The organism is Streptomyces sp. NPDC054883 (assembly GCF_053610645.1).
Genome location: NZ_JBSGYT010000055.1, coordinates 1 through 22203, shown reverse-complemented (window position 1 = coordinate 22203; position 22203 = coordinate 1). Strand labels below are relative to the sequence as shown.

21 protein-coding genes are annotated in these 22203 nt (G+C 73.9%); 14 read left to right on the top strand and 7 right to left on the bottom strand.

All coding sequences use genetic code 11. The features are described from left to right. Window positions 1–3: 3 nt before the first annotated feature. From ACWGH1_RS30125 to ACWGH1_RS30115, 3 genes are all read left to right on the top strand, one after another. A complete protein-coding gene (locus tag ACWGH1_RS30125) occupies window positions 4–465 on the top strand; it encodes a PH domain-containing protein (protein WP_453354999.1) in 462 nt (153 codons plus the stop codon). Window positions 466–662: 197 nt separating this feature from the next. Continuing rightward, window positions 663–2012 carry a hemolysin family protein gene (locus ACWGH1_RS30120; protein ID WP_453409179.1) on the top strand — a complete coding sequence of 450 codons (1350 nt, stop codon included), beginning with the start codon at window positions 663–665 and terminating at the stop codon, window positions 2010–2012. After that, complete coding sequence (locus ACWGH1_RS30115; RefSeq protein WP_453357171.1) at window positions 2009–3085, top strand: hemolysin family protein; 1077 nt, start codon at window positions 2009–2011, stop codon at window positions 3083–3085. The genes ACWGH1_RS30120 and ACWGH1_RS30115 overlap by 4 nt, the downstream gene beginning before the upstream one ends. Window positions 3086–3151: 66 nt before the next feature. Here the strand turns inward: ACWGH1_RS30115 and ACWGH1_RS30110 are convergent, their stop codons facing one another. From ACWGH1_RS30110 to ACWGH1_RS30100, 3 genes are all read right to left on the bottom strand, one after another. After that, window positions 3152–4135, bottom strand: coding sequence for a phosphotransferase family protein (locus ACWGH1_RS30110; protein ID WP_453409178.1), 984 nt, complete (start codon window positions 4133–4135; stop codon window positions 3152–3154). Window positions 4136–4175: 40 nt separating this feature from the next. Beyond that, entirely contained in the window at window positions 4176–6125 is a 1950-nt protein-coding gene (locus ACWGH1_RS30105) for an AAA family ATPase (protein WP_453355583.1), read from the bottom strand. 378 nt (window positions 6126–6503) lie between these two features. Beyond that, window positions 6504–7121, bottom strand: a complete 618-nt coding sequence (locus tag ACWGH1_RS30100; RefSeq protein WP_453409184.1) for a uridine kinase family protein — start codon at window positions 7119–7121, stop codon at window positions 6504–6506. 200 nt (window positions 7122–7321) lie between these two features. Here ACWGH1_RS30100 and ACWGH1_RS30095 point away from each other — a divergent pair, with 200 nt between their 5' ends. From ACWGH1_RS30095 to ACWGH1_RS30085, 3 genes are all read left to right on the top strand, one after another. Further along, complete coding sequence (locus tag ACWGH1_RS30095; RefSeq protein WP_453355582.1) at window positions 7322–8686, top strand: peptidase C39 family protein; 1365 nt, start codon at window positions 7322–7324, stop codon at window positions 8684–8686. Between the two features lie 149 nt (window positions 8687–8835). Next, the gene (locus tag ACWGH1_RS30090) at window positions 8836–9282 is read left to right on the top strand and encodes an SPW repeat protein (protein WP_453355581.1); all 447 of its coding nucleotides are present in this window, start codon (window positions 8836–8838) and stop codon (window positions 9280–9282) included. 176 nt (window positions 9283–9458) lie between these two features. Beyond that, complete coding sequence (locus ACWGH1_RS30085; protein ID WP_453353625.1) at window positions 9459–9626, top strand: SCO1431 family membrane protein; 168 nt, start codon at window positions 9459–9461, stop codon at window positions 9624–9626. Between the two features lie 30 nt (window positions 9627–9656). Here ACWGH1_RS30085 and ACWGH1_RS30080 read toward each other — a convergent pair whose 3' ends face one another. Both ACWGH1_RS30080 and ACWGH1_RS30075 read right to left on the bottom strand, forming a co-directional pair. Next, window positions 9657–10622: a DUF6114 domain-containing protein gene (locus tag ACWGH1_RS30080; protein WP_453353626.1), complete on the bottom strand. Its 966-nt coding sequence runs from the start codon at window positions 10620–10622 to the stop codon at window positions 9657–9659. Next, window positions 10613–11221: a DUF6230 family protein gene (locus ACWGH1_RS30075; RefSeq protein WP_453353627.1), complete on the bottom strand. Its 609-nt coding sequence runs from the start codon at window positions 11219–11221 to the stop codon at window positions 10613–10615. The genes ACWGH1_RS30080 and ACWGH1_RS30075 overlap by 10 nt, the downstream gene beginning before the upstream one ends. 98 nt (window positions 11222–11319) lie before the next feature. Between ACWGH1_RS30075 and ACWGH1_RS30070 the strand changes: the two genes are divergently transcribed. Together ACWGH1_RS30070 and ACWGH1_RS30065 are read left to right on the top strand one after the other, a co-directional pair. After that, entirely contained in the window at window positions 11320–12051 is a 732-nt protein-coding gene (locus ACWGH1_RS30070) for a TetR/AcrR family transcriptional regulator (RefSeq protein ID WP_453353628.1), read from the top strand. A 147-nt stretch (window positions 12052–12198) separates the two neighbouring features. Continuing rightward, a complete protein-coding gene (locus tag ACWGH1_RS30065; RefSeq protein ID WP_453353629.1) occupies window positions 12199–13371 on the top strand; it encodes an acyl-CoA dehydrogenase family protein in 1173 nt (390 codons plus the stop codon). An 893-nt stretch (window positions 13372–14264) separates the two neighbouring features. On the opposite strand, the gene ACWGH1_RS30060 is transcribed toward ACWGH1_RS30065, so the two are convergent. Further along, window positions 14265–15104 (bottom strand): class I SAM-dependent methyltransferase, encoded by an 840-nt coding sequence (locus ACWGH1_RS30060; protein ID WP_453353630.1) that lies wholly within the window; start codon window positions 15102–15104, stop codon window positions 14265–14267. 205 nt (window positions 15105–15309) lie between these two features. Here ACWGH1_RS30060 and ACWGH1_RS30055 point away from each other — a divergent pair, with 205 nt between their 5' ends. Together ACWGH1_RS30055 and ACWGH1_RS30050 are read left to right on the top strand one after the other, a co-directional pair. Next, a complete protein-coding gene (locus tag ACWGH1_RS30055) occupies window positions 15310–16443 on the top strand; it encodes a hypothetical protein (protein ID WP_453353631.1) in 1134 nt (377 codons plus the stop codon). 54 nt (window positions 16444–16497) lie between these two features. Continuing rightward, window positions 16498–17601 (top strand): phosphotransferase family protein, encoded by a 1104-nt coding sequence (locus tag ACWGH1_RS30050; RefSeq protein ID WP_453353632.1) that lies wholly within the window; start codon window positions 16498–16500, stop codon window positions 17599–17601. 18 nt (window positions 17602–17619) lie between these two features. Here ACWGH1_RS30050 and ACWGH1_RS30045 read toward each other — a convergent pair whose 3' ends face one another. After that, a complete protein-coding gene (locus ACWGH1_RS30045; protein WP_453353633.1) occupies window positions 17620–18045 on the bottom strand; it encodes a hypothetical protein in 426 nt (141 codons plus the stop codon). A gap of 217 nt (window positions 18046–18262) precedes the next feature. Here ACWGH1_RS30045 and ACWGH1_RS30040 point away from each other — a divergent pair, with 217 nt between their 5' ends. The 4 genes from ACWGH1_RS30040 to fxsA form a co-directional block, all read left to right on the top strand. Then, the gene (locus ACWGH1_RS30040) at window positions 18263–18703 is read left to right on the top strand and encodes an Lrp/AsnC family transcriptional regulator (RefSeq protein WP_168713945.1); all 441 of its coding nucleotides are present in this window, start codon (window positions 18263–18265) and stop codon (window positions 18701–18703) included. A 152-nt stretch (window positions 18704–18855) separates the two neighbouring features. Further along, window positions 18856–20478 (top strand): amidohydrolase, encoded by a 1623-nt coding sequence (locus ACWGH1_RS30035; protein ID WP_453353634.1) that lies wholly within the window; start codon window positions 18856–18858, stop codon window positions 20476–20478. 337 nt (window positions 20479–20815) lie between these two features. Beyond that, the gene (locus tag ACWGH1_RS30030; RefSeq protein ID WP_453357694.1) at window positions 20816–21583 is read left to right on the top strand and encodes a polyprenol monophosphomannose synthase; all 768 of its coding nucleotides are present in this window, start codon (window positions 20816–20818) and stop codon (window positions 21581–21583) included. A gap of 81 nt (window positions 21584–21664) precedes the next feature. After that, the coding region (fxsA, locus tag ACWGH1_RS30025; RefSeq protein ID WP_453409177.1) for an FxsA family membrane protein at window positions 21665–22203 on the top strand (539 nt) is incomplete at its 3' end.

Sequence of the window (22203 nt, the reverse complement as noted above, 5' to 3'; positions counted from 1 at the left end):
ACCATGGCCGACGCCGCCGCCCAGCCCGAACCGCCCGCCCTGCCGGTCACCTTCCGGCCGACCCGCACCCGGGCCGTCCTGCTGGGCGCCGGCCTCGCCATCTTCGTCACCATCACGTCGATCGCCCTGCTCCTGGACCTGCACCCCGGCGAGCGGATCAGCTTCGTCTGCACCGCGGTCCTGCTCAGCTCCGTCCTCGTCCTGCTCAGCCGCCCCAAGGTGGTCGCGGACGAGGCGGGGGTGACCGTCGTCAACCTCACCCGGACCCGCCGCCTGGAGTGGGCGCAGATCCTCCGGGTGAACCTCCGTCCGGGCGACCCCTGGGTCTTCCTCGACCTCAACGACGGCACCAGCCTGCCCGTCCTCGGCATCCAGCCCGGCATCGCCAAGGCCCGGGCCATCGGCGACGCGCGCAGCCTGCGCGCCCTCGCCGAAACCCGCGGGACCGGGACGAAGGACCACTGACCCCGGGCTTCCCCGCTGCGTCCCATTGCGGCGGCGATCCCAATGACTACCCTGGTGGCGGGGCGCAGCCGTGCGCCCCGCCACCGGCCCCGGGACCCCGTGGCCCGTGGGCAACTGCGACTTGAGGAGTGACTCCCTCCAGCAATGGACGGATCGTCCGGTAGTACCCGCGCCGCCCTCCCCGCGGAGGCGGCGGCATGACCATCCCGCTACTCCTTCTCCTGGCGGCATTCGCCCTGATCCTCGCCAACGGCTTCTTCGTGGCGGCCGAGTTCGGCCTCGTCACCGTGGAGCGGCCCGAGGCTGAACGCGCCGCGGCCGACGGTGACCGCCGTGCCCGCACGGTGGTCAGCGCCCTGCGCGAGCTGTCGTTCCAGCTCTCCGGCACCCAGCTCGGCATCACCATCACCTCCCTGGTCGTCGGCATGCTCGCCGAACCGGCCCTCGCGGCCCTGCTGTCGGGTCCGCTCGGCGCCACCGGACTGCCCCGGGGAGCCGTCTCCGGCGTCGCCGTCGTCATCGGCATGCTGCTCGCCTCCGCCGTCCAGATGGTCGTCGGCGAGCTCGTCCCGAAGAACTGGGCGGTCTCCCGGCCGCTCCAGGTGGCCCGGTTCGTGGCCGGACCGCAGCAGTCCTTCTCCCGTGCCTTCCGGCCGGTCATCGCGGCCCTCAACGCCGTGGCGAACCGACTCGTACGGGCCCTGGGCGTGGAACCGGCCGAGGAGATGGCGTCCGCCCGCACCCCCGGCGAGCTCGTCTCCCTGGTCCGCCATTCGGCCCAGGCCGGCGCGCTGGAGCAGGACACGGCCGACCTCTTCGTACGGACCCTGTCCCTGGGCGGGCTCACGGCCCAGCACGTGATGACGCCCCGGGTGAAGGTCAGTGCCCTCCAGCACACGGCCACCGCGTCCGACGTGCTCAACCTGACCCGGGCCACCGGCCTGTCCCGCTTCCCCGTCTACCGCGAGCGCATCGACGAGGTCACCGGCGTCGTCCACCTCAAGGACGCCCTCGCCGTACCCGAAGCGGAGCGCGGCCGCACCACCGTGGCGCGGATCTGCGTCGCCCCGCTGCTGGTGCCCGGCTCACTGCCGGTGCAGCCGCTGCTGGAGCGGCTGCGCAGCGAACAGCCGATGGCCGTCGTCGTCGACGAGTACGGCGGTACCGCCGGAGTCGTCACCCTGGAGGACATCGTGGAAGAACTCGTCGGCGAGGTACGCGACGAACACGACCTCGCGGAGGACGACGGCCCCGAGCTGGCCGCCGTGGCCGCCGAGGACGGCCGGCCGTCCTGGGAGGCCGACGGCAGCTGCCGGGTGCACACCCTGCGCCGGATAGGCCTGGAGGTGCCCGAAGGCCCGTACGAGACCGTCGCCGGTCTCGTCGCCGACCTGCTCGGCCGGATCCCCGCCCCCGGGGACCGCGCCGAGCTCCCCGGCTGGCGGCTGTCGGTCCGCCAGGTGCGCCGCTACCGGGCCGAACGCGTCCGGCTCGTGCGCACCGCCCCGCTCACGGCTCCCGCCGAACTCGAGGCGGTCGGCCGGTGAACGCGCTCCAACTGCTCTTCGCCCTGCTCCTGGTCCTGGCCAACGGTTTCTTCGTCGGGGCCGAGTTCGCACTCGTCTCCGTACGCCGCAGCCAGATCGAGCCCCTCGCGGCCGGCTCCAAGCGGGCCCGCCAGGTGCTGCACGGCCTGGAGAACCTGCCCCGCATGATGGCCGCCGCGCAGTTCGGCATCACCCTGTGCTCGCTGACCCTCGGCGCGGTCGCCGAACCCACCGTGGCCCGGCTGCTGGAGCCCGTGTTCCACGCCGTCCACGTCCCCGAGGGACTGGTCCACCCGCTCGGCTACGCGGTGGCGCTCGCCGCCGTGGTCTTCCTCCACCTGGTCATCGGCGAGATGGTCCCCAAGAACCTCGCCATGGCCGCCCCCGAGAAGACCGCCCTGTGGTTCAGCCCGGGCCTGGTCGCCTTCGCCCGCTTGTGCGGGCCGGTCACCACCGGGCTCGGCGCCTGCGCCACGGCCGTCCTGCGGCTCTTCAAGGTCGAGCCCAAGGACGAGGTCGAGGCCGTGTACACCAGCGCCCAGCTCGGCCGGCTCCTCAAGGACTCCCGGCAGGCCGGGCTCCTGGAACCGGTCGAACACGAGCGGCTGGAGGACGCCCTGGAACTGGGCACCCGCCCCGTCACCGACGTCCTCCTCGCCCGGGACCGGCTCGTCACCGTCGGCCCCGACGTCACACCGCGCCAGATCGAACAGCTGACCGTGCGGACGGGCTACTCCCGCTTCCCCGTCCGCTCCGGCAACGGTGCCTTCATGGGCTACCTGCACGTGAAGGACGTACTGGACCTGGAGGACCGGGAGCGGGCCGTACCCCAGCGGGTCTGGCGCCGGATGACGACCCTGTCCGCCACCCTCCCGCTGGACGACGCCCTGACGGTCATGCGGCGCGACGCCACCCACCTGGCCCAGGTCGCCGACCCGGGCGGCCGGGTGCTGGGCCTGGTCGCCATGGAGGACGTCCTGGAGATGCTGGTCGGAGAGGTACGCGACCCCGCGCACCGCACACCCCCGCCGGCCCGCCGGGCCCCCGTGCCGGAAGACGCCATGGCGGGCTGACCGGGGCCGGCGCACGGCACGGCACCGGCCACCAGGACTCTTCGGGGTCGTGGCGGCCGGTGCCGTTCAGCCGTAGCGGTCGAAGAGGGCCTGTACGTACGCCTCCAGCCTGCCGGCCATCAGGCCGGGGGTCAGGTCGGTACGGCCCAGTTCACGCCAGGGGACGGCGACCTTCTCCGCGTCGGGGGCGAAGCCCAGTGCGTCCAGCAGCCGCCAGTAGAGGTGGTCGGCGCGGTCTTCGGCCAGGGTCCCTCCCGCCGCGACGTAGCGGTCGGCGAACCGCATGCCGGCGGGAACGCCGTGCAGCAGGGTGAGGGCCGTGGAGCAGTGGGCCACGTCGAGGTCGGCCGGGCCCCAGGAGGTCTCCACCCAGTCGACGACACCGCTGATCCGCAGCCCGGCGCCGGTGCCGGTGAACAGGACGTTGCCGGGATGGAAGTCCCGGTGCAGGAAGCAGCCCCGGTGGGGCGGGGGCTCGCGGCGGATGCCGTCGACGGCCCGTCGCCACAGCTCGGGCCGCCCGGTGTCCGCGGGCGGGCTCACCCGCTCGGGCGAGGCCCAGGCCTGATAGGCGCGGGGCCGCTGCTCCGCGGTCACCGGCAGCCGGTGGATCCGCACCAGCTGCCGCGCGAGCAGTCCGGCGCGGTCGTCGGCGCCCCCGTCGCCCAGGCACACGGTCCCCGGCAGCAGGGACATCAGCAAGGAGGGGTGGTCGCAGTGCCGGGCCGTCGCGTCCACCGCCACGAGTGCGGCCGCGGGCACGTCCGTACCGGCGAGGAGGCGCAGCACGGCCGCCTCACGCGTCAGCAGGCCCTCCGCGTGCCGCAGGTAGAAGGGCTCGACGAAGGACCGCAGGACCAGTGAGCGCCGGCCGCCCGGACCGCACAGGTCCAGCCGGCGCATCCGCGACGTCCAGCCGCCGCGCAGCCGCACGACCTGCTCGACGCGCTCCCCCTCGGAGAGCCCCTTCTCCACCCAGGACCGGGTGGAAGCCCAGTCCCCGCCGTCGGCATGCGCGCCGAGGTCCTCGGCCCCCTCACCCGTCACCATGCGGGCAGGGTATCCGCCATCCGGCGGACGCAGCCGTCCGTTACAACGGCGGCGGTTCCGGGCGTTCTTGGGGTCCGCGGCCCGAGAGGACCTCGCCGTACGCCTGCATCAGGTCCGCCAGCCGCAGCGTCGACAGGTCGTCCCGGGAGGGGTCGCCGGCGAAGCCGGCCAGCCGCAGGTCCCGGTAGGCGCAGCTCTTCTCGTAGAGGGTGCGCAGGAACCGGCCGTTGCCGAGTTCGTCGATCCAGCCCTGTTCGACCACGTGCCCGCTGATGCTGCGCAGTTCCTCCAGCGCCTCCTCGTCCCAGCGGTCGCCGTTCCCGTCCGCCAGTACCTCCCCGATCGCGGTCAGCTCCAAGGGCCGGTAGCTCGGGAAGTCCACCCGGGTGGTGAACCGGGAGGACAGCCCCGGGTTGGTGCTCAGCAGCCGGTCCATCCCGGCCGGGTAGCCCGCGAGGATGACCACGAGGTGGTCGCGGTTGTCCTCCGCGCGCTTGAGCAGCACCTGTAACGCCTCGTCGCCGTACGCGTCGCCCTTGCTGTAGCCGGAGTTGGACAGGCTGTACGCCTCGTCCACGAACAGCACCCCGCCGATCGCAGAATCGATCAGCTCGTTCGCCTTGACGGCCGTCTGTCCGAGGAACTCGCCCACGAGGTCGGCCCGCTGGGCCTCCACCAGGTGGTCGCCGCCCAGCAGGCCGAGCGCGTAGAAGACCCGGCCGAGGATCCGGGCCACGGTGGTCTTGCCCGTCCCGGAGGGCCCGGAGAAGACGAAGTGCCGCTTGGGCGGCTGCACCGGGAGCCCCTGGCCGGCCCGCAGCCCGGCCATGTGCAGCTGCGCCGAGAGGGCCTTCACCTGGCGCTTGACGGGCTCCAGCCCCACCATCCGCTCCAGCTCCGCGAGCGCCTGCGCCAGCGCCTGCGGATCGGCGGGTCCGGCCGGCAGCCCCGGCCCCCGGGGCGCGCCCTGGGCCGGTAACGCCGCCTTGTGGCGCGTCCCGTCCGCCCGGCCCGCGTCCGGCGGACCGAAGCGGAGCTCCGGCGGCTCACAGAGCAGCGGGTCCGCCTCCGGCTGGGAGTCCGCCGCGATGTCCTGCGCGGGACCGCCGCCCCCGCCGCCGAGGGCCACCGCCGCCAGGTCGCCGCCCGCCGGGGCCGGGCCGTGCCCGGCGAAACCCTCGCCGGAGTGCCCGTAGCCCGCGTAGCCGGCCATGTCGTCGGGGTCGCTGCTGTCGGCGATCGCCGTCAGGCGCGCCGCGGTGTCCATGAAGGCCGGGTCCACCCGGTGCACCGCCCGGTACAGCGGCAGCGCGGCGGCGCTGCGGCCGGTCCCCTCGTGCGCCCGCGCCAGCCAGTACCGCAGCTCCTTGCGCTGCGGCTGCTCGCTGCGACAGCGCATCAGCGCCGCCGCCAGCATCGGCTCCGCCTGCCCGTACATCTCCAGCCGGACCCGGGCCATCCCGCCGAACAGGCGTGCCTCGATGCCCAGTTGCGGATCGTCCACCAGCGGCTCGGTGTGCCGCACCAGCTGCTCCCAGTCCTTGACCAGGTAGGCCCGGCAGGCGTGCAGGAAGCGGACCTGCGGATCGGTGTCGACCGGGGGCAGGGCGGCCAGCGCCTGGTCCAGCTCGGGCACGTGGCGGCCGTCCAGCCAGTGCGAGGCGTGGGCCAGCAGCAGGTCCCGGCGGCTCTCCAGCACCGGCTGGACCCACCAGCCCAGCCAGTACCAGGAGTTCAGCGTCCGCCGGTGGCGGGCCCGCTGCTCGCCGAAGCGGTCCCGGTGCGCGTACATGCGCAACAGTGCGTCGGTGGTGTCCACGCGGAGCGCGTGCAGGCCCAGCCAGGCGTCGGCCATCGCGGGATCGAGCCGCACCGCCGTGCGGAACTCCTCCTCGGCCTGCGGGTAGGCGCCCATGGTGCAGGCGTCGACGCCGCGCAGCCAGGCGAGTTCGGCCGGGGCGTGGGTGCTGCCCGGCATGCCGAAGTCCATCACATCCCCCACAAGCCTGCCCCCGTGGTGCGCGGCAACCCGCGGAGCGGTCCCGCGAGTCGTCCACCATGCCGATGAAATCAGGGCTGCATCGTACCCGCGGTCACGCTCCTTACCCAGGGTGCGGAGGCCGCGGGTCGGGGACCCTTCCCGGGCCGCCGTGGTGACTCTGGGTGAAGGAAGGAGCAAGAAGTGCGGCCCCGACCGGCCGTCCGCGACCCGCACCGGGCAGAACGAAGCCCCCGATCACGGGGGAACAATCGGGGGCTCCGCGTCCGCTGCGGTCCTCGCGGACCGCGCATTCAGAACGTACGACCGTGGCGGGGGCGAGGTCAAGCGGCTCGGGGCGGCCCTGCGGCGGGCCGCCGGGGGCGGCGCTCAGGCCCGGGGGAGCCCGTGACGTTCCGTGATCGAAGCCGGGGTTCTCGCGGTACCAGGGGCCCCGGAAGTCCACTCGTATCCCGTACCGCTCTGGCGTACCAGCGTGTCGGCGAAGGGGCGCGAAGGGTCGTCCGAGAAGTGCGCGAGCTCCGCGCGCTCCCATTCGTCCCAGAAACCGGAAAGTTCACGCCCGTCCCGGTTTCGTCCGCGCCCCCAGGACTGGTCGCGCGGCGTCTCCATCCACAGCAGCCGCGCCAGCCACGGGCGCAGCGCCCGCCGTCCCGCCCCGACCCCCTCCACGACCAGCACCGGAGCCGGCTCCAGCACCCGCTCGGCACCGAACCGGCGCAGCACCCAGTCGTACGGGGCCCAGTGCGCGGCCCGCCCGGCCGCCAGCGGCTCCAAAACCTGGGTGCGCAGCCGCCCGAACCAGTCGAACAGCTCCTCGTGCGTGGCCACGTCGTCCAGGTGCAGCACCGGAGCGCCGTCCAGCGCCTCGGCGAGCCGCTCGGCGAAAGTGCTCTTGCCGGACCCGGCGTGCCCGTCGACGCCGATCAGCCGCACCGGTCCGAGGGAGGGCGGCAGGGCGGCGAGCTCCCGCGCCAGCGGGCCCAGGGGCCAGCCGGGGGAGAGGGGGGAGTGGGGGGACTGCTCGGGCTGCTCCACCCGGCCAGCCTATGACCCACGGGCCCGGCGGCCCGTCCGGTGTACCCAGGACCGTCCGACACGGCCCCCGGCTTCCGGCACCCGCCGCGCGGGAACTGGAAGGGTGGAACAGCCGATCCACCGCGCCGACCCCAGGGGGGACCACCACCATGACCGCACCCACCCCGCGCAGGGCCCTGCTCGCCGCGGCCCTCGCGGCCGCCGCCGTGGCCACGGTGCCCGGCGGGAAGGCCGCGGCCGCCGCCCGGCCCCGCCGGGACGCCGGCGCCACCGCCCCGACGATCGACAACCTGTTCTGGTACTCGTACGCCCACTGGCAGGCCGGCACCCACCACGGCACCAAGGCCGTCGCCGGGGCCCGCCCCGGCCTGGAGATCGGGGCCCCGGCCGGCCGGACCGAGTACACCGACTCGCACACCGGCAGGACGGCCGCCTGGGACTACGCCACCTGGACGTCCCCCGTACACCGCTCCGCCGTCGCCGCCACCGAGGCCGTCGCCTCCTGGAACGCCCGTACCCCGGCCGGCAGCTGGATCCAGACGGAGCTGCGCGGCAGCTACGGCGACGGCACCACCACCCCCTGGTACGTGATGGGCCGCTGGGCCTCGGGCGAGAGCGACATCCGGCGCACCTCGGTCGACGGCCAGACCGACGGCCGCAGCACCGTGTGGACCGACACCCTGGCCATCGACACCCCGGCGAAGGCGAGCGGGGTGCGCCTGCGGGGCTGGCAGCTGCGCCTGACCCTGCACCGCAAGCCCGGCACCACCGGCGGCCCCACGGTGTGGCTGGCCGGAGCGATGGCCTCGGGCGTCCCGGACCGGTTCACCGTGCCCCCGTCGGCGCCCTCCGGCACGGCCCGCGAGCTCCAGGTCCCGCGCTACTCGCAGGAGATCCACGTCGGCCGGTACCCCGAGTACGACAACGGCGGCGAGGCCTGGTGCAGCCCCACGTCCTCCCAGATGACCGTCGAGTTCTGGGGCCGCAAGCCCACCGCCCGGGACCTGGCGTGGGTGAACCCCTCCTACTCCGACCCGCAGGTCTGCCACGCCGCCCGCTCCACCTACGACGCGGCCTACAAGGGCTGCGGGAACTGGCCCTTCAACGCCGCCTACGCCGCCACCTACCGGGACCTGGCCGCGGTGGTGACCCGGCTGGCCTCCCTCGCGGACCTGGAAACCCTGATCCGCGCCGGCATCCCGGTCATCACCTCGCAGTCCTTCCTGCCCGAGGAGCTCACCGGCGCCGGGTACGGCACCTCCGGCCACCTCATGACCGTCATCGGCTTCACCGGGGCAGGAGACGTGATCGCCAACGACCCCAACTCGGCGGACGACGAAGCCGTGCGCCGGGTCTACCGCCGTACCGAGTTCGAGAACGTCTGGCTGCGCACCAGGCGCCACAACGCCGCGGGCAAGGAGGTCCAGGCCACCGGGGGCATCTGCTACCTCTACGTCCCGTCCCGTCCCGGCGCCGCGCAGCTGGCGGCCCTGCGCTCGGTCGGCGTGCTCTGAGGCGTGGGGGCCGGACGTCGGCGGGAGGTCCGGTACGCCCGGCCGCCCCACTGGATGCCCCGTCGAATTGCCCGCCACCGAATGGGTTGTAAGTGGGGCATAAAGGGCAGAGGGGGTGTAGGAGCAGCTTCAACAGGAGGCAGTCCGACATGACCACGCACTCAAGCATCGAACACCACCCCGACCTCGCCGAGATGCGCACCCGGTTCGAGCAGGTCACCAGCACACCCCGGGCGCAGGCGGTGGAGGCACTGGCCCTCATCACGGGGCTCTACATCGCGGCATCGCCGTGGATCGCCGGATTCAGCGTGCTGAGCGCGCTGGCGGTCAACAACCTCATCGCAGGCCTCGCGTACTGCCTGTGCATGGGCGGACTGGGGACCGCCTACGAGCGCACCCACGCCATGGCGTGGACCGCCCTCGGCATCGCCCTCTGGACGATCATCGCCCCGTGGGTCATCGCGGGCAACGTCGACACGACCCGCTCCGTGGTCAGCAACGTCATCGCGGGCGCCGTCGGCACCCTGTTGGCACTGGCGATGGCCGCCATGGCGAATCCGGGACGCCGCGGCGCCGGCCGGATGCGCCGCACCTGACGCATCCCCCCGTCGTCCGTCGGACCGTTCGCGCCCGCCGCTTCCCGCGGCGGGCGCGACGCGTGCGGCGACGGCCGCGCGGCCGGAAGGGTGGCGGCGCGGGGCCGGCGTGAGGTGCGCCACCCGTGATGCTCGTCTCTACCGCGAAAGCCGCGAAGGCTGCCACATTGGACGGCATGACCGCACGCACCTCGGCCCTCACCGGCCCCGCCCCCCTCACCCGCGCCCGTCGTCTCGTCGGCACCGGCGGCCCCAAGGAAGACGGCGCCTGGCTGGAACACGTCCTCGGCTGGACCCTGGTGGTCGTCGTCGCCATGTTCGTCACCCAGGTCGGCTGGCTCTGACCGGCCCGCCACGCGTCACCCCCACCGGGTTCACGACGCCTCCAGCCGCAGCCCGTCCGTGACGATCACGTCCGAGGTGACCAGCGCCTGTTCGGCGCTGACCCGCGTCATGAAGGCGAACGGCGGGATGACCGGCGGAGCGGGCAGCCCCTCGGGGCTGAACGTGACGCACAGCAGCCCCTCGATGCAGCCGCTGAACCTGGTCAGGTACAAGGTCACGTCGCCGCGCAGCTCCAGCGACGAGGCGGCCAGCCCGTACTCGTCCCGGCCGTCCCTGGTGTGCAGCCGGTAGTCGCTGAGCGAGGCGGCAGCCATCTTCAGCACCAGCACCTTGCGCGGTCCCCCGGCCGTCGCCACCTCGGCGACTCCCGCCAGGGCGAAGCCCCGGGGCGCGAAGAGCGAGGTGGTCACCGTCGGGGGAGTCCGGGCGGCGGTCAGCGGCTCCTCCAGCGCCGCGGCCCGCGCCTGCGGAGCGCCCGTCGCCCCCGTCGTCAGCGACGCCAACAGCGCCACCGGCAGTACGGCGGCCAGGACGCGCGGGGCGCCGCCGGCCGTCTCCGGCGCGCCACCGTGCTCCCCGGCCGGGCGCGGCGTCCAGCCGAACGCCAGCGCGCCGCCCGCGACGCCGAGCAGCATCCCCACCAGGAAGCCGCCGAGGTTGGTCGCCACGAAGGACAGCACCGACAGCAGCAGCGCGTGCACGGAGACGTACGCCTTCGCCTGGGGCAGGAACCACAGGAAGAGCGCCGCCACGATCAGCGCGGCCCCGATCCCGATGGCCGCGATCCCGCCGAGACCGAGACTGACCAGCACCGTCAGCGGGGAGAGCGGCACCAGCAGCAGCTCGGCCCCGCCCAGCAGCACCAGCAGGCCGCCCCAGAACGGCCGGGTCCGGCGCCATGCGCGCAGCCGTTCCCGGGGGCCCGGAAGCGGGAGCCGGGGCCGGGTGCGCCGACGCGAAAGCTCCCCGCCCTGCGCCGCCCTTCCTAGAAGCACTGCTCGCCGTCCAGGCCGACGCTCAGCCGCATGCCCTTGAGCCGGAAGTCGCCGCCCGTGGCGGACCAGGCGTGGGACTTCACGTTGAGCACCTCGATGTTCCCCGCCTGGAGCCCGAACTTGCCCGCCTCGCCCCTGACCCCGTCGACCTGGTCGAGGGTGGAGGCGTCGCGGCCGATCTGGGCGGTGCCGAAGGTGGCGTCACCGTCGAGGTCCTCGCCGTCGATGACGAGATTGCCGGCCGTCACCTGCCCGGCCGCTCCGCCGGCGGTCAGCTTGAAGACCACCGTGCCCAGCGGGGTGTCCACCCGGGCGGCCTGGCAGATGTCGGAGAGGGTCGCCTCGCCGATCCCGAGCAGGGCCACCGGGTGCCCCTTCCCGTCCGCCGACCGGTCCGTCTGGACGTAGGAGGCGAGCCCCTTGCTGCTCAGTTTGGAGGAGGAGACCTGGAAACTGGTCCCCGATACGGCGAAGGACGCGGCCAGCGCGCCCTGGGCCATGACCGTGGTCATCACCCCGACGGCGACGACCGCGGGCAGCGCCACGGCCGCCGTCTTGCGCCAGTCGACCCGGCCCTCGGGCCTGTTGTGCGAGCTCATGGAAGTGCCTCCCGTACGTCGTCCGTGCGCAGGGAAGTGCGTGTGACAGGTCTGCCATACTGCGGGCGTCCTGTGGGAGTTCGAGGCTAGGGCCGTATTTGAATAATAGTCAACAGCGCGGTCGGCGCCGCGCCCGACAGCCCGGCGCGACGGGCCGTTCGCAAGTCCGCAGAGCCGAACTCATGGCCGTCGGGCGCAAGTTGTTCGCCGACACCTCGTACGACGCGCTCTCCATGGACGACATCGCCAAACAGGCCGGCGTCGCCAAGGGGTTGGTCTACTACTACTTCAAGAGCAAGCGCGGCTACTACCTCGCCATCGTGCAGGAGTCGGTGGCCGAGCTCGTCGCCCGCGCCCGCGCGGACACCGAACTGACCGGCGCCGAACGCGCCCGCCGCACCATCGACGGCTACCTCTACTACGCCGAGCACCACCAGGCCGCCTACCGCACCATCGTCACGGGCGGCGTCGGCTCCGATGCCGAAGTCCTCGCCATCCGCGACGCGGTCCGCGAGGAACTGGTGGCCACCATCGCCGAGGGCGCGTACGGTCGCCGCGCCGTCCCGCCGGTCGCCCGGCTGGCCCTCGTCGGCTGGCTCTCCGGGGTCGAGGGAACCACCCTGGAATGGATCGGCGGGCTCGGGTCGGAAGCCGCCGAAGGGCTGCCCGGCCGGGCCGAACTGGGGGCGTTGCTGGTGCGCCAGCTACGGGCCACTTTGGCGGTGATCGAGGAGTTTGTACCCGAGTGCCCGGCTCCACCCGTACTCGACGGGGCCTCCGGCGCGGTCGGGGACCTTGACGATCAACTACCGGTGACGGGAAGCCCCTGATCGGGCATACTCAAGCCGCCGCAGCCGCTGAACAGGCCCTTCCGTGATCCGGGAGGGCAGTATCGGCTGTGAGAGCACCGAGACCCGGCGGCGCGTCCCACACCTCACGCGCCGTCGCCGTGCCCGATGAGGGAGGAGAGCGCCGCCATGAACGACCGCGCCCCGCAGCCGGTGGAACGTCAGCTGCCCACCGAAGAGTCCCGCGATCTGCTCGCGCTCGTACGAGAGATCGCGCAGCGGGAGATCCGCCCCCGGGCCGCCGAAGAGGAGGATGCCGGCCGCTTCCCCCGCGAGGTCTTCGCCCTGCTCTCCGACTCCGGGCTGCTCGGCCTGCCGTACGACGGTGAGTCCGGCGGCGGCGAGCAGCCGTACGAGGTCTACCTCCAGGTGCTGGAGGAGCTGGCGGCGGCCCGGCTGACCGTCGGCCTCGGCGTCAGCGTGCACTCCCTGGCCTGCCACGGCCTGGCCGGGTACGGCAGCAAGGAGCAGCAGACGGCCCACCTGCCCGCGATGCTGGGCGGCGGCCTGCTCGGTGCGTACTGCCTCTCCGAGCCCGCCGCCGGTTCGGACGCGGCGTCCCTCAGCACCAAGGCGGTGCGCGACGGCGACGGCTGGGTGATCACCGGCACCAAGGCGTGGATCACTCACGGCGGGGTCGCGGACTTCTACACCGTGCTCGCCCGCACCGGTGGCGAGGGCCCCAAGGGCATCACCGCCTTCCTCGTCCCCGGCGACGCCCCCGGGCTGACGGCGGCCGTGCCGGAGAAGAAGATGGGCCTCAAGGGCTCGCCCACCGCCCAGCTGCACTTCGACGGGGTCCGGGTGCCCGACTCGCGGCGCATCGGCGAGGAAGGTCAGGGCTTCACGATCGCCCTCGCCGCCCTGGACGCGGGCCGGCTCGGCATCGCCGCCTGCGCGATCGGCGTGGCCCAGGCGGCGCTGGACGAGGCCCTCGGCTACGCCCTGGACCGCAAGCAGTTCGGGCACCCGATCGCGGACTTCCAGGGCCTGCGCTTCATGCTCGCCGACATGGCGACGAAGATCGAGGCGGGCCGGGCGCTGTACCTGGCGGCTGCACGGCTGCGGGACGCGGGCAAGCCGTTCTCCCGGCAGGCGGCGATGGCCAAGCTGTTCTGCACCGACGCGGCGATGGCCGTGACCACCGACGCGGTGCAGGTGCTCGGCGGCTACGGGTACACCGCGGACTTCCCGGTGGAGCGGCTGATGCGCGAGGCGAAGGTGCTCCAGATCGTCGAGGGCACCAACCAGATCCAGCGCATGGTCATCGCCCGCCACCTGGCCGGCCCGGAAACCCGCTGACCCCACCTCGGCGGGAGCCGGCCCTCCCCTCGGCCGCCCGTGCGGCGGCGTGGGGCGACCGCCGAATGCGGCCCCGACTGACCGTACGGGGCCCCGGCCCCGTACGGACGCGCACCGGAACCGCGGCGGTGACGCAGCCGTTCGGCCCGGTAATGCCCCTCCCGCCCGTGCCCGGCCCTCGGCTGGTGCGGGGCGTGGGGGAGGGCGGGGCACGGCGGTGGTGGCGGTCGGCGCGTGCGGCATTCGGGGCCCCCGGGCCACCTTCGGGGGCGCGCTGGACCGCCGGGTGCGACGCCGCCGTTCGCCCCGGCCACCTGCACCGCCCGTCGGGCGTGCCTGTGCGCCCGGCTGCCCGCAGCCTTCTGCCGGCGTGGGAGGCGGGCAGAGCGCGGTAACGGAGCGGGTCGGCGCCCTGGGGGTCGCGGCAGCCATGGGAGCAGCGCTCTGGTGACCGCCGAAGGCGGCCCTGAGCGGCTGCCGGGGGTGCCGGCCTCTCTCGGGTGCGCACCGAGCCGGTTCGCCCGACGGTCTGACACCCGCCCTCCCCCTCGGGCGGGCCCGTGCCGCGGCCTCGGCCGGGTGAGAGGCGTAGGGGCGCGGGGACGGACGGCAGTGGTCGGGTGCGCCCCGTGCGGCCCCGATCGTCGGTGCGGCGGCGAGGCCGGTCGCACCGCCGTCGACGGCGCCGGCGGTCGATGAGGCGGGGGTCCGGCCGCGCGGCCTCCGCTTCCAGGGCGTTCCCGGGTCGCAGGCTGGGGGCACCCCCGTCCACTGCCGAGGCGCCCCCGATAACGACCGCACCCGGCCGGCGCGCCACCCTGGCAGGGGTGGAGGCGGGCCGCCGGACCGTGACCGGCGGTGACCCGTGCCCGGCTCGCCGCCCGGGCCGCCGGCTACCGGCCGCCGGCCCGCTCACGCAGGCGCGTCGTCGCGACGTGGATCCTGAACCCGCAGGGGACGAGCCCCTCCGGCGTCGTCATGTCCCGCACCTCGCAGAAAAAGACCTCACGCAGCCGCTCCACATTCGCCCCGTCGAGCGGACCGAGGTCGTAGAGAGTGGAGACGGCAGCCCACACGTCCCGTACCGGACCGCTCAGATCGATGGGAACGGTCTCCCACTCCACCGGGGCGAAGCCCAGCGGTCCGAGGACTTCATCGAGCCCCTCGCGACTGCGCGTCCTTCTGTCCCCCAACGCCGGGATGCGCCGTGCGGCGGGCATCTCCTCGATCGTGCGCCGCAACAGCCCCAGGAACCGGTCATAGGCCTCACCACCGACGGCCCCACCTCCCACCACGCATGCCAATACCCCTCCGGGGGCCAGCACTCGGGCGACCTCGGCCGCGACCTGCTCGACCTCGCCCATCAACATCAGCGCCATGTGGGAGACGCAGGCGTCGAAGCCGTCGTCGGCGAAGGGAAGCTCCTGGGCCCGGGCTTCTTCCAGCCGCGCCCCGCGAAGTGCCGGCCGACGTCGTGCCAGCGCCACGGAATGCGCCGACAGGTCCACCCCCGCGAGCTGTCTGCCCTCCCCTCGGGCCAACAGTTCGAGCAGGAGGCCATCACCGCAGCCGAGATCCAGCACTCGCCTGCTCCCGGCCACTCGATCGCACAGGATCTGGTAGCTGGACCGGCCGTCCGGAGAGAGGCCGCGGCCGAACGCCTCCGCGGTCACCGCCGGGTGCTCGGCGTGGAATGCCTGCAGAAACGCCTCTTGCGCTTCGGTAGTCGTCACCCGACCAAACTACGGCGCCGGCCGTCCTCGCGCGGCGGACCCCGCCGAGCCCCCGGCCACGTGGGGAGCGTGGCACGCGGAGGGGCCGCGCGCCGGCCAGGTGTGCCGGGGTGGCGTGGTGTGCGCAACCCTGGTACCAGCAGCCATTTCTGACGTACCGTCATATTCGCCCGAGCGGAGCCCACCCCTGCGCAGGAGGTTCACCATGCCCGCCGACCGGCCCGTACCCCTGGACGAGTACCCCATCCACCAGGCACCGCTGTCGATGAAGCACCTCGTCAGCGGTGACCGCAACGCCTACGACCGCTGCATCTTCCACGTCTTCGACCACGCCGGCCGGGCCGTGCTCATCCTCGGCCTCGGCGTCTACCCCAACGCCGGCGTCATCGACGCCTACGCCACCCTGCGACTCGGCGACGAACTCCTCGCCGTCCGCGCCTCCGACGCCCTCACCGACGACCGCATGAACCTTTCCGTCGGCCCCCTGCGGATCACCGTCGACGAACCGCTCCGCGTCATCCGCCTCCACTGCGCCGCCGACCCCGCCGACCCCCAGGGGCTCTCCTGCGACATCACCTGGACCGCCGAGTTCCCCGCCGTGTGGGAACCGCACCACATCCAGCGGCGCGGCGACCGCCTCGTACTGGAGGGCCGCCGCTTCGTCCAGGCGGGCCACGTCACCGGTACCATCCGGGCCAAGGGCGAGGAGCTCGCCCTCACCGCCGGCGCCTGGACCGGGACCCGCGACCGCAGTTGGGGCGTACGGCCCATCCCCGGCGAAGACGGCGGCCGCGCCGCCGACGAGTACCGCCCCGAAGGCTTCCACTGGCTCTGGATCCCCGTCCGCTTCGAGGACCGCTTCCTCATGGTCATCGCCCAGGAGGACGCCGACGGCCACCGCACGCTCAGCGAAGCCGTCCAGGTCTTCCCCGAGGGCAGCGGCCGCGGCGACGTCCAGCTCGGCTGGCCGCACACCGACATCCGCTACCGGACCGGCAGCCGCCACCCCGAAGGCGCCGTCGTCCACCTCACCGATCCGGCCCGCAAGCCCCTCGAACTGGGCGTGGAGATCCTGAACTCCTCCCCGCTCGCCGTCGGCGCCGGCTACCCGCCCGCCGCCGACTGGCAGCACGGCACCTGGCAGGGCCGCGGCTGGACCGACCGGCGCGTCCACGACCTCTCCGATCCCGCCGCCCACCCCATGGCCGCCTTCGGCGTCACCGACCACTCGGCCCGCTTCACCCTCGACGGCCGGGTCGGCCACGGCATCTTCGAGCACGGCAGCTTCGGCCGCCACGACCCCAGCGGCTTCGCCGACTACGCCTCGGTCGCCCCGTAGCCGGTACCCGAACGCCGAACGCACCCGAACCGGAAAGAGCAGGAGGGGCAGTCCATGGCAACGGCACCACGTCCCCGCACCTCCACCCGCGAGCCCGAGGAACTCGGCCGGCGCTTGACGGCCTGGCTCGGCACCCGCCTCCCCGGCGCGGAAGTCACCAACACCTCCGTACCCGGCTCCAACGGCATGTCCAGCGAGACCCTCCTCTTCGACGTCGAGCACCCCGACGTGCCCGTCCCCGACCGCGCCTGCGCCCTCCGCCTCGCCGCCGACCCGGCCGCCTACACCGTCTTCCCCGCCTACGACATGGGCCGCCAGTACCGCGTGATGCGGCTGGTCGCCGAACACACCGACCTGCCCGTACCGCGGGTGCGCTGGCTGGAGGAGGATCCCGGACCGCTCGGCGCGCCCTTCTTCGTCATGGCCCGTGCCGAAGGCCGCGTCCCGCCCGACGTCATGCCCTACACGTACGAGGGCAACTGGCTGCACTCCGCCACCGACGCCGAACGCGCCGTGCTCCAGGAGGCGAGCATCTCCCTCCTGGCCCGCCTGCACGACCAGTTCCCCGCCGAACAGGCGGAGTTCCTCCTCCCGCCCGGCCCCGGGAGCCCGCTGCGCCGCCACGTCGAGGCCCAACGCACCTATTACTCCTGGGTGGTGGACGGCCTGGCCCCCTCACCGCTGCTGGAGCGGGCCTTCGACCGGCTGGAGGAACTCTGGCCCGCCGACGAGGGCGAGCCCGTCCTCAACTGGGGCGACGCCCGGATCGGCAACGTGATCTACCAGGCCGACGGCTTCCAACCGGTGGCCGTGCTCGACTGGGAGATGGCGGCGTACGCCCCGCGCGAGGTGGACCTCGGCTGGACCGTCTACCTCCACCGCTTCTTCCAGGACCTGACCGTCGGCTTCGGCCAGCCGGGCCTGCCGGACTTCCTGCGCCGCGACGACCTCGAACGCCGCTACGCCGAACTCACCGGGCACACCCCGCGCGACATGGAGTTCCACACCCTGTACGCCGCCCTGCGGCACGGCATCGTGATGCTGCGCATCGCCTACCGGCAGGCGCACTTCGGGGAGGTCGAGGTTCCGGCCGAACCCGACGGACTCATCCTGCACCGCGCCACGCTGGCCGCCATGGTGCGGGGGACGTACTGGTAGGGCCCCCGGCCCGGCCGGTCAGGCGGCCTGCGCGTGCTGACGCAGCTGCGGCGGCAGCACCGTCGCAGGCATCCGCACCGGACGCGAGCCCGGACCGCCGACGTGCGAGAAGGGCTGCGTCCGCCAGTCGAGCCCCTGGGGCAGCGTCAGCATCACCACAGGGTCCAGCTCCTGCGCGTCCGGCTGGAACGCGCCCACGGTCGGCAGCGCCTCCGAGGCCGGGCGGCCCGTGCCCGCGCACACCGTGAGCCCGAACGGGTTCCACGGGGTCAGGCAGAGCGCGTGCTCCGGCAGGTACTCCTCGTCGGCGACGAGGGCGATCGACTGCCCGCAGTCGGGGCAGACCGCGTGGTGGATGTCGAAACCGTCGGCGTCTTCGAGGTAGTCCGCGTCGTCCGCGTACTCGGATTCGCTCATGCGGCCGGCGCGATCGGTGTTCAGCATGGTTGTACTCCCCCTTGGGTGGGCCGGGCGGGCAGATTCTTCAGCCGCGGCCACAGCAAGCACTTCCCGTCGCGCGGCACGAGTAACCACGAGAGCCGGGCGTATGCATCCATAGCCCTGTGGCCTTGGTCACATGCCCGCCGCAGGTGCCGTTTCCCCGTGGACACCGCTGTGCCTGGAGCGGCTCTGGGCAATAGGTTGAGCGGCTATGAGCGCAATGGAGGAGCTGGACCGCCAGATCGTGGATCTGCTCGTACGGGACGGGCGGATGAGCTACACGGATCTGGGCAAGGCCACCGGACTGTCCACGTCGGCAGTCCATCAGCGAGTACGCCGCCTGGAACAGCGCGGAGTCATCCGCGGCTACGCGGCCGTCGTCGACCCCGAGGCCGTCGGGCTGCCGCTGACGGCATTCATCTCGGTCAAACCGTTCGACCCCAGCGCCCCGGACGACATCGCCGAGCGGCTGGCGGGCGTCCCCGAGATCGAGGCGTGCCACAGCGTCGCGGGCGACGAGAACTACATCCTCAAGGTGCGGGTGGCCACGCCCCTGGAGCTCGAAGACCTCCTCGGCCGCCTCCGCGCCCTGGCCCACGTCGCCACCCGCACGACGGTCGTCCTCTCCACCCCCTACGAAGCCCGCCCGCCCCGCGTCTGACCTCTCCACGCGGCGCTCGCACCGCTGCGCCGGCCCCCGTCCGGCGCGGCCCCCGTCCGCGGACCGCCCCTGCTCGGCCGTACGGCCACCGTGCGGGCCGCCCGCAGGGGGGCGTGTCCGGGTGGGGGCGGGCGACCAGCGAAACTGGGGGCATGACTGACCGCACCGCCTCCGCCACCGCCGCCGGAACCCACCGCACCGTCCTGCTCCGCGGCGGCGAGGTGCACAGCCCCGCCGACCCCTTCGCCACCGCGATGGTGGTCGAGCGCGGCCGCATCGCCTGGGTCGGCTCCGAAGGCGCCGCCGACGCCTTCGCGCAGGGCGTGGACGAGGTCGTCCACCTCGACGGCGCGCTCGTCACCCCCGCGTTCACCGACGCCCACGTCCACACCACCTCCACCGGCCTCGCCCTGACCGGCCTCGACCTGTCCGGGGCCCGCTCCCTCCCCGAGGCCCTCGCCCTCGTCCGGGCCTACGCCGCCCGCCGCCCCGCCGACCGGGTGCTCCTCGGCCACGGCTGGGACCCCGCCCGCTGGCCCGAGCGCCGCGCCCCCCACCGCGCGGAGCTCGACGAGGCCGCCGGCGGCCGCCCGCTCTACCTCAGCCGGGTCGACGTGCACTCCGCCGTCGTCACCACCGCCCTGCTGGACCTCGTCCCCGGCGTCCGCCCGGCCGGCGACGAGCCGCTGACCGCCGACGCCCACCACGCCGTCCGCCGGGCCGCGCTCGACGCCGTCACCCCGGCCCAGCGCGCCGAGGCGCAGCGCGCCGCCCTGGACCGCGCCGCCTCCCTCGGCATCGGCTCCGTCCACGAGTGCGGCGGCCCCGAGATCTCCTCGCCCGAGGACTTCACCTCCCTGCTCGATCTCGCCGCCGACCACCCCGGCCCGCGCGTCTTCGGGTACTGGGCCGACCGCGACGTCGACCTCGCCGTGCGGCTCGGCGCCGTCGGCGCCGCCGGAGACCTGTTCGTGGACGGCGCCCTCGGTTCGCACACCGCCTGCCTGCACGCCCCGTACGCCGACGCGGCCCACACCGGCTCCGGCTACCTCGACGCCCACGACATCGCCGCGCACGTCGCCGCCTGCACCGGGGCGGGCCTCCAGGCCGGCTTCCACGCCATCGGTGACGCCGCCGTCGGCGCCGTCGTCGAAGGCGTCCGCGCCGCCGCCGAGAAGGTCGGCCTCGCCCGCGTCCGCGCCGCCCGCCACCGCGTCGAGCACGCCGAGATGATGACCCCGGCCACCATCGCCGCCTTCGCGGAGCTGGGCCTGACCGCGTCCGTGCAGCCCGCCTTCGACGCCGCCTGGGGCGGGGCGGACGGCATGTACGCCGACCGGCTCGGCGCCGACCGGGCCGGGACCCTCAACCCGTTCGCGGCCCTGCTGAAGGCCGGGGTGCCGCTCGCCTTCGGCTCGGACGCCCCCGTCACCCCCCTCGACCCGTGGGGCACCGTCCGCGCGGCCGCCTTCCACCGCACCCCCGAGCACCGGATCTCCGTACGCGCCGCCTTCGCCGCGCACACCCGCGGCGGGTGGCGGGCACTGGGCCGGGACGACGCGGGCACCCTCGTGCCCGGCGCCCCCGCCGACTACGCCGTCTGGCGGACGGAGGAACTCGTGGTGCAGGCCCCCGACGACCGGGTGGCCCGCTGGTCGACGGATCCGCGTTCCGGCACCCCGGGTCTGCCCGATCTGACGCCCGGCGCGGATCTCCCGGTGTGCCTGGCGACGGTCGTGGGCGGCCGGGAGGTATTCGTACGGCCACAGGGGTGATCCGGCGGGCCTCGGTTCGGTACCGGCGGCCGGACCCGGATAGGTTCGGCCGGGTCCACCACAGGACGTCCCTTCCGGACGGATCCGTCCGCTCAGCGCGCCCGCGCCTCGGGGGCGAGGGAAGGTTTCGCCGGTGCGGGCGCCCCCAGCGGCAGTTGGGGGAGGGTGGCCCCGGGTCGGGGCCCGGCGGTCCAGTAGACAACGGCCACGGTCACCCGCAGCCAGCGGGAGCCGGGCCGGCCCGAAGGACCGCGGGCCCCGATCGCTGTTCTAAAATCGTCCCGCTGAGACGGGACGGACGAGGCGGGGCTGGACGAGAAGCATGCAAGGGGACCCAGTGAGCGACGGCGGACAGCGGACCTACGGGCCCCTCGGTACCACCTTGGTGATCATCCCGACGTACAACGAGGCGGAGAACATCGCGCTGATCGTCGGCCGCGTCCGGGCTGCGGTGCCCGAGGCGTACGTCCTCGTCGCCGACGACAACAGCCCGGACGGCACCGGCAAGCTCGCCGACGAACTGGCCGCCTCCGACGACCACGTCCACGTCCTGCACCGCAAGGGCAAGGAAGGGCTCGGCGCCGCCTACCTCGCGGGCTTCGCCTGGGGCCTGGAGCACGGCTACGGCGTCATCGTGGAGATGGACGCCGACGGCTCGCACCGGCCGGAGGAACTGCCCCGGCTGCTGACCGCGCTCGGCGGCGCCGACCTGGTCCTGGGCTCGCGCTGGGTGCCCGGCGGCCGGGTCGTCAACTGGCCCAAGAGCCGCGAGATCCTCTCCCGCGGTGGGTCGACCTACTCCCGGCTGATGCTGGGCGTCCCGATCCGCGACGTGACCGGCGGATACCGCGCCTTCCGCCGCGAGACCCTGGAGGGGCTCGGCCTGGACCAGGTCGCCTCCGCGGGCTACTGCTTCCAGGTCGACCTCGCCCGCCGGGCCGTCCGCAAGGGCTTCAAGGTCGTCGAGGTCCCCATCACCTTCGTGGAGCGCGAGCTCGGCGACAGCAAGATGAGCAAGGACATCGTGGTCGAGGCCCTGTGGCGGGTCACCCAGTGGGGCATCAAGGCCCGCACGGCCAGACTCACCGGCAAGCCCGAGGTCTAGGAAGTGTCCGGACACCCCTTAGGGGATGTCCGGTACCTCCGACTGAGGTCGCTTTTACGCCACCCCGGGCACACTGGGGTCATGACGACCGGCACCTCGACTGCTCCCCGGCGGCGCTCGGCCGCCCGTACGTACCTCCCGCTGGCGGCCGCCGCCTGGTTCATCCTGGAGATCTGGCTGCTCAGCCTGGTCGCGGGGGCGGCGGGCGGCCTGACCGTGGCCCTGCTCGTCCTGGGCGGAATGCTGCTCGGCGGCGTGGTCATCAAGCGGGCCGGCCGCCGGGCCTTCCGGAACTTGACGGCGGGCTTCCAGCAGGCACAGCAGGGCCGGGCGCCCGCCCCGCAGCAGCCGGGCCGGGGCAACGCCCTGATCATGCTGGCCGGCCTGCTCCTGATCCTGCCGGGCCTGCTGTCCGACGCCGCCGGCCTGCTCCTGCTGCTCCCGCCCGTCCGGGCGCTGGTGGGTCGCCGGTTCGCCCGTTCCCTGGAACGTACGATGACCTCCGCGTCCCCCGGCGGCTTCGGCGCCGCGTTCCAGCAGGCCCGCATCCACCAGCCGGACGGCAAGATCGTGCAGGGCGAGGTCATCCGCCCGGAGGGGCCGGGGTCCGGACCGGGCCC

Excerpts from the sequence above, each read along its gene's own strand:
- ACWGH1_RS30125 (WP_453354999.1), top strand. The coding sequence starts at position 4 with ATGGCCGACGCCGCCGCCCAGCCCGAACCGCCCGCCCTGCCGGTCACC.
- ACWGH1_RS30120 (WP_453409179.1), top strand. The coding sequence starts at position 663 with ATGACCATCCCGCTACTCCTTCTCCTGGCGGCATTCGCCCTGATCCTC.
- ACWGH1_RS30110 (WP_453409178.1), bottom strand. The coding sequence starts at position 4,135 with ATGGTGACGGGTGAGGGGGCCGAGGACCTCGGCGCGCATGCCGACGGC.
- ACWGH1_RS30105 (WP_453355583.1), bottom strand. The coding sequence starts at position 6,125 with ATGGACTTCGGCATGCCGGGCAGCACCCACGCCCCGGCCGAACTCGCC.
- ACWGH1_RS30095 (WP_453355582.1), top strand. The coding sequence starts at position 7,322 with ATGACCGCACCCACCCCGCGCAGGGCCCTGCTCGCCGCGGCCCTCGCG.
- ACWGH1_RS30090 (WP_453355581.1), top strand. The coding sequence starts at position 8,836 with ATGACCACGCACTCAAGCATCGAACACCACCCCGACCTCGCCGAGATG.
- ACWGH1_RS30085 (WP_453353625.1), top strand. The coding sequence starts at position 9,459 with ATGACCGCACGCACCTCGGCCCTCACCGGCCCCGCCCCCCTCACCCGC.
- ACWGH1_RS30075 (WP_453353627.1), bottom strand. The coding sequence starts at position 11,221 with ATGAGCTCGCACAACAGGCCCGAGGGCCGGGTCGACTGGCGCAAGACG.
- ACWGH1_RS30065 (WP_453353629.1), top strand. The coding sequence starts at position 12,199 with ATGAACGACCGCGCCCCGCAGCCGGTGGAACGTCAGCTGCCCACCGAA.
- ACWGH1_RS30055 (WP_453353631.1), top strand. The coding sequence starts at position 15,310 with ATGCCCGCCGACCGGCCCGTACCCCTGGACGAGTACCCCATCCACCAG.
- ACWGH1_RS30050 (WP_453353632.1), top strand. The coding sequence starts at position 16,498 with ATGGCAACGGCACCACGTCCCCGCACCTCCACCCGCGAGCCCGAGGAA.
- ACWGH1_RS30045 (WP_453353633.1), bottom strand. The coding sequence starts at position 18,045 with ATGCTGAACACCGATCGCGCCGGCCGCATGAGCGAATCCGAGTACGCG.
- ACWGH1_RS30040 (WP_168713945.1), top strand. The coding sequence starts at position 18,263 with ATGGAGGAGCTGGACCGCCAGATCGTGGATCTGCTCGTACGGGACGGG.
- ACWGH1_RS30035 (WP_453353634.1), top strand. The coding sequence starts at position 18,856 with ATGACTGACCGCACCGCCTCCGCCACCGCCGCCGGAACCCACCGCACC.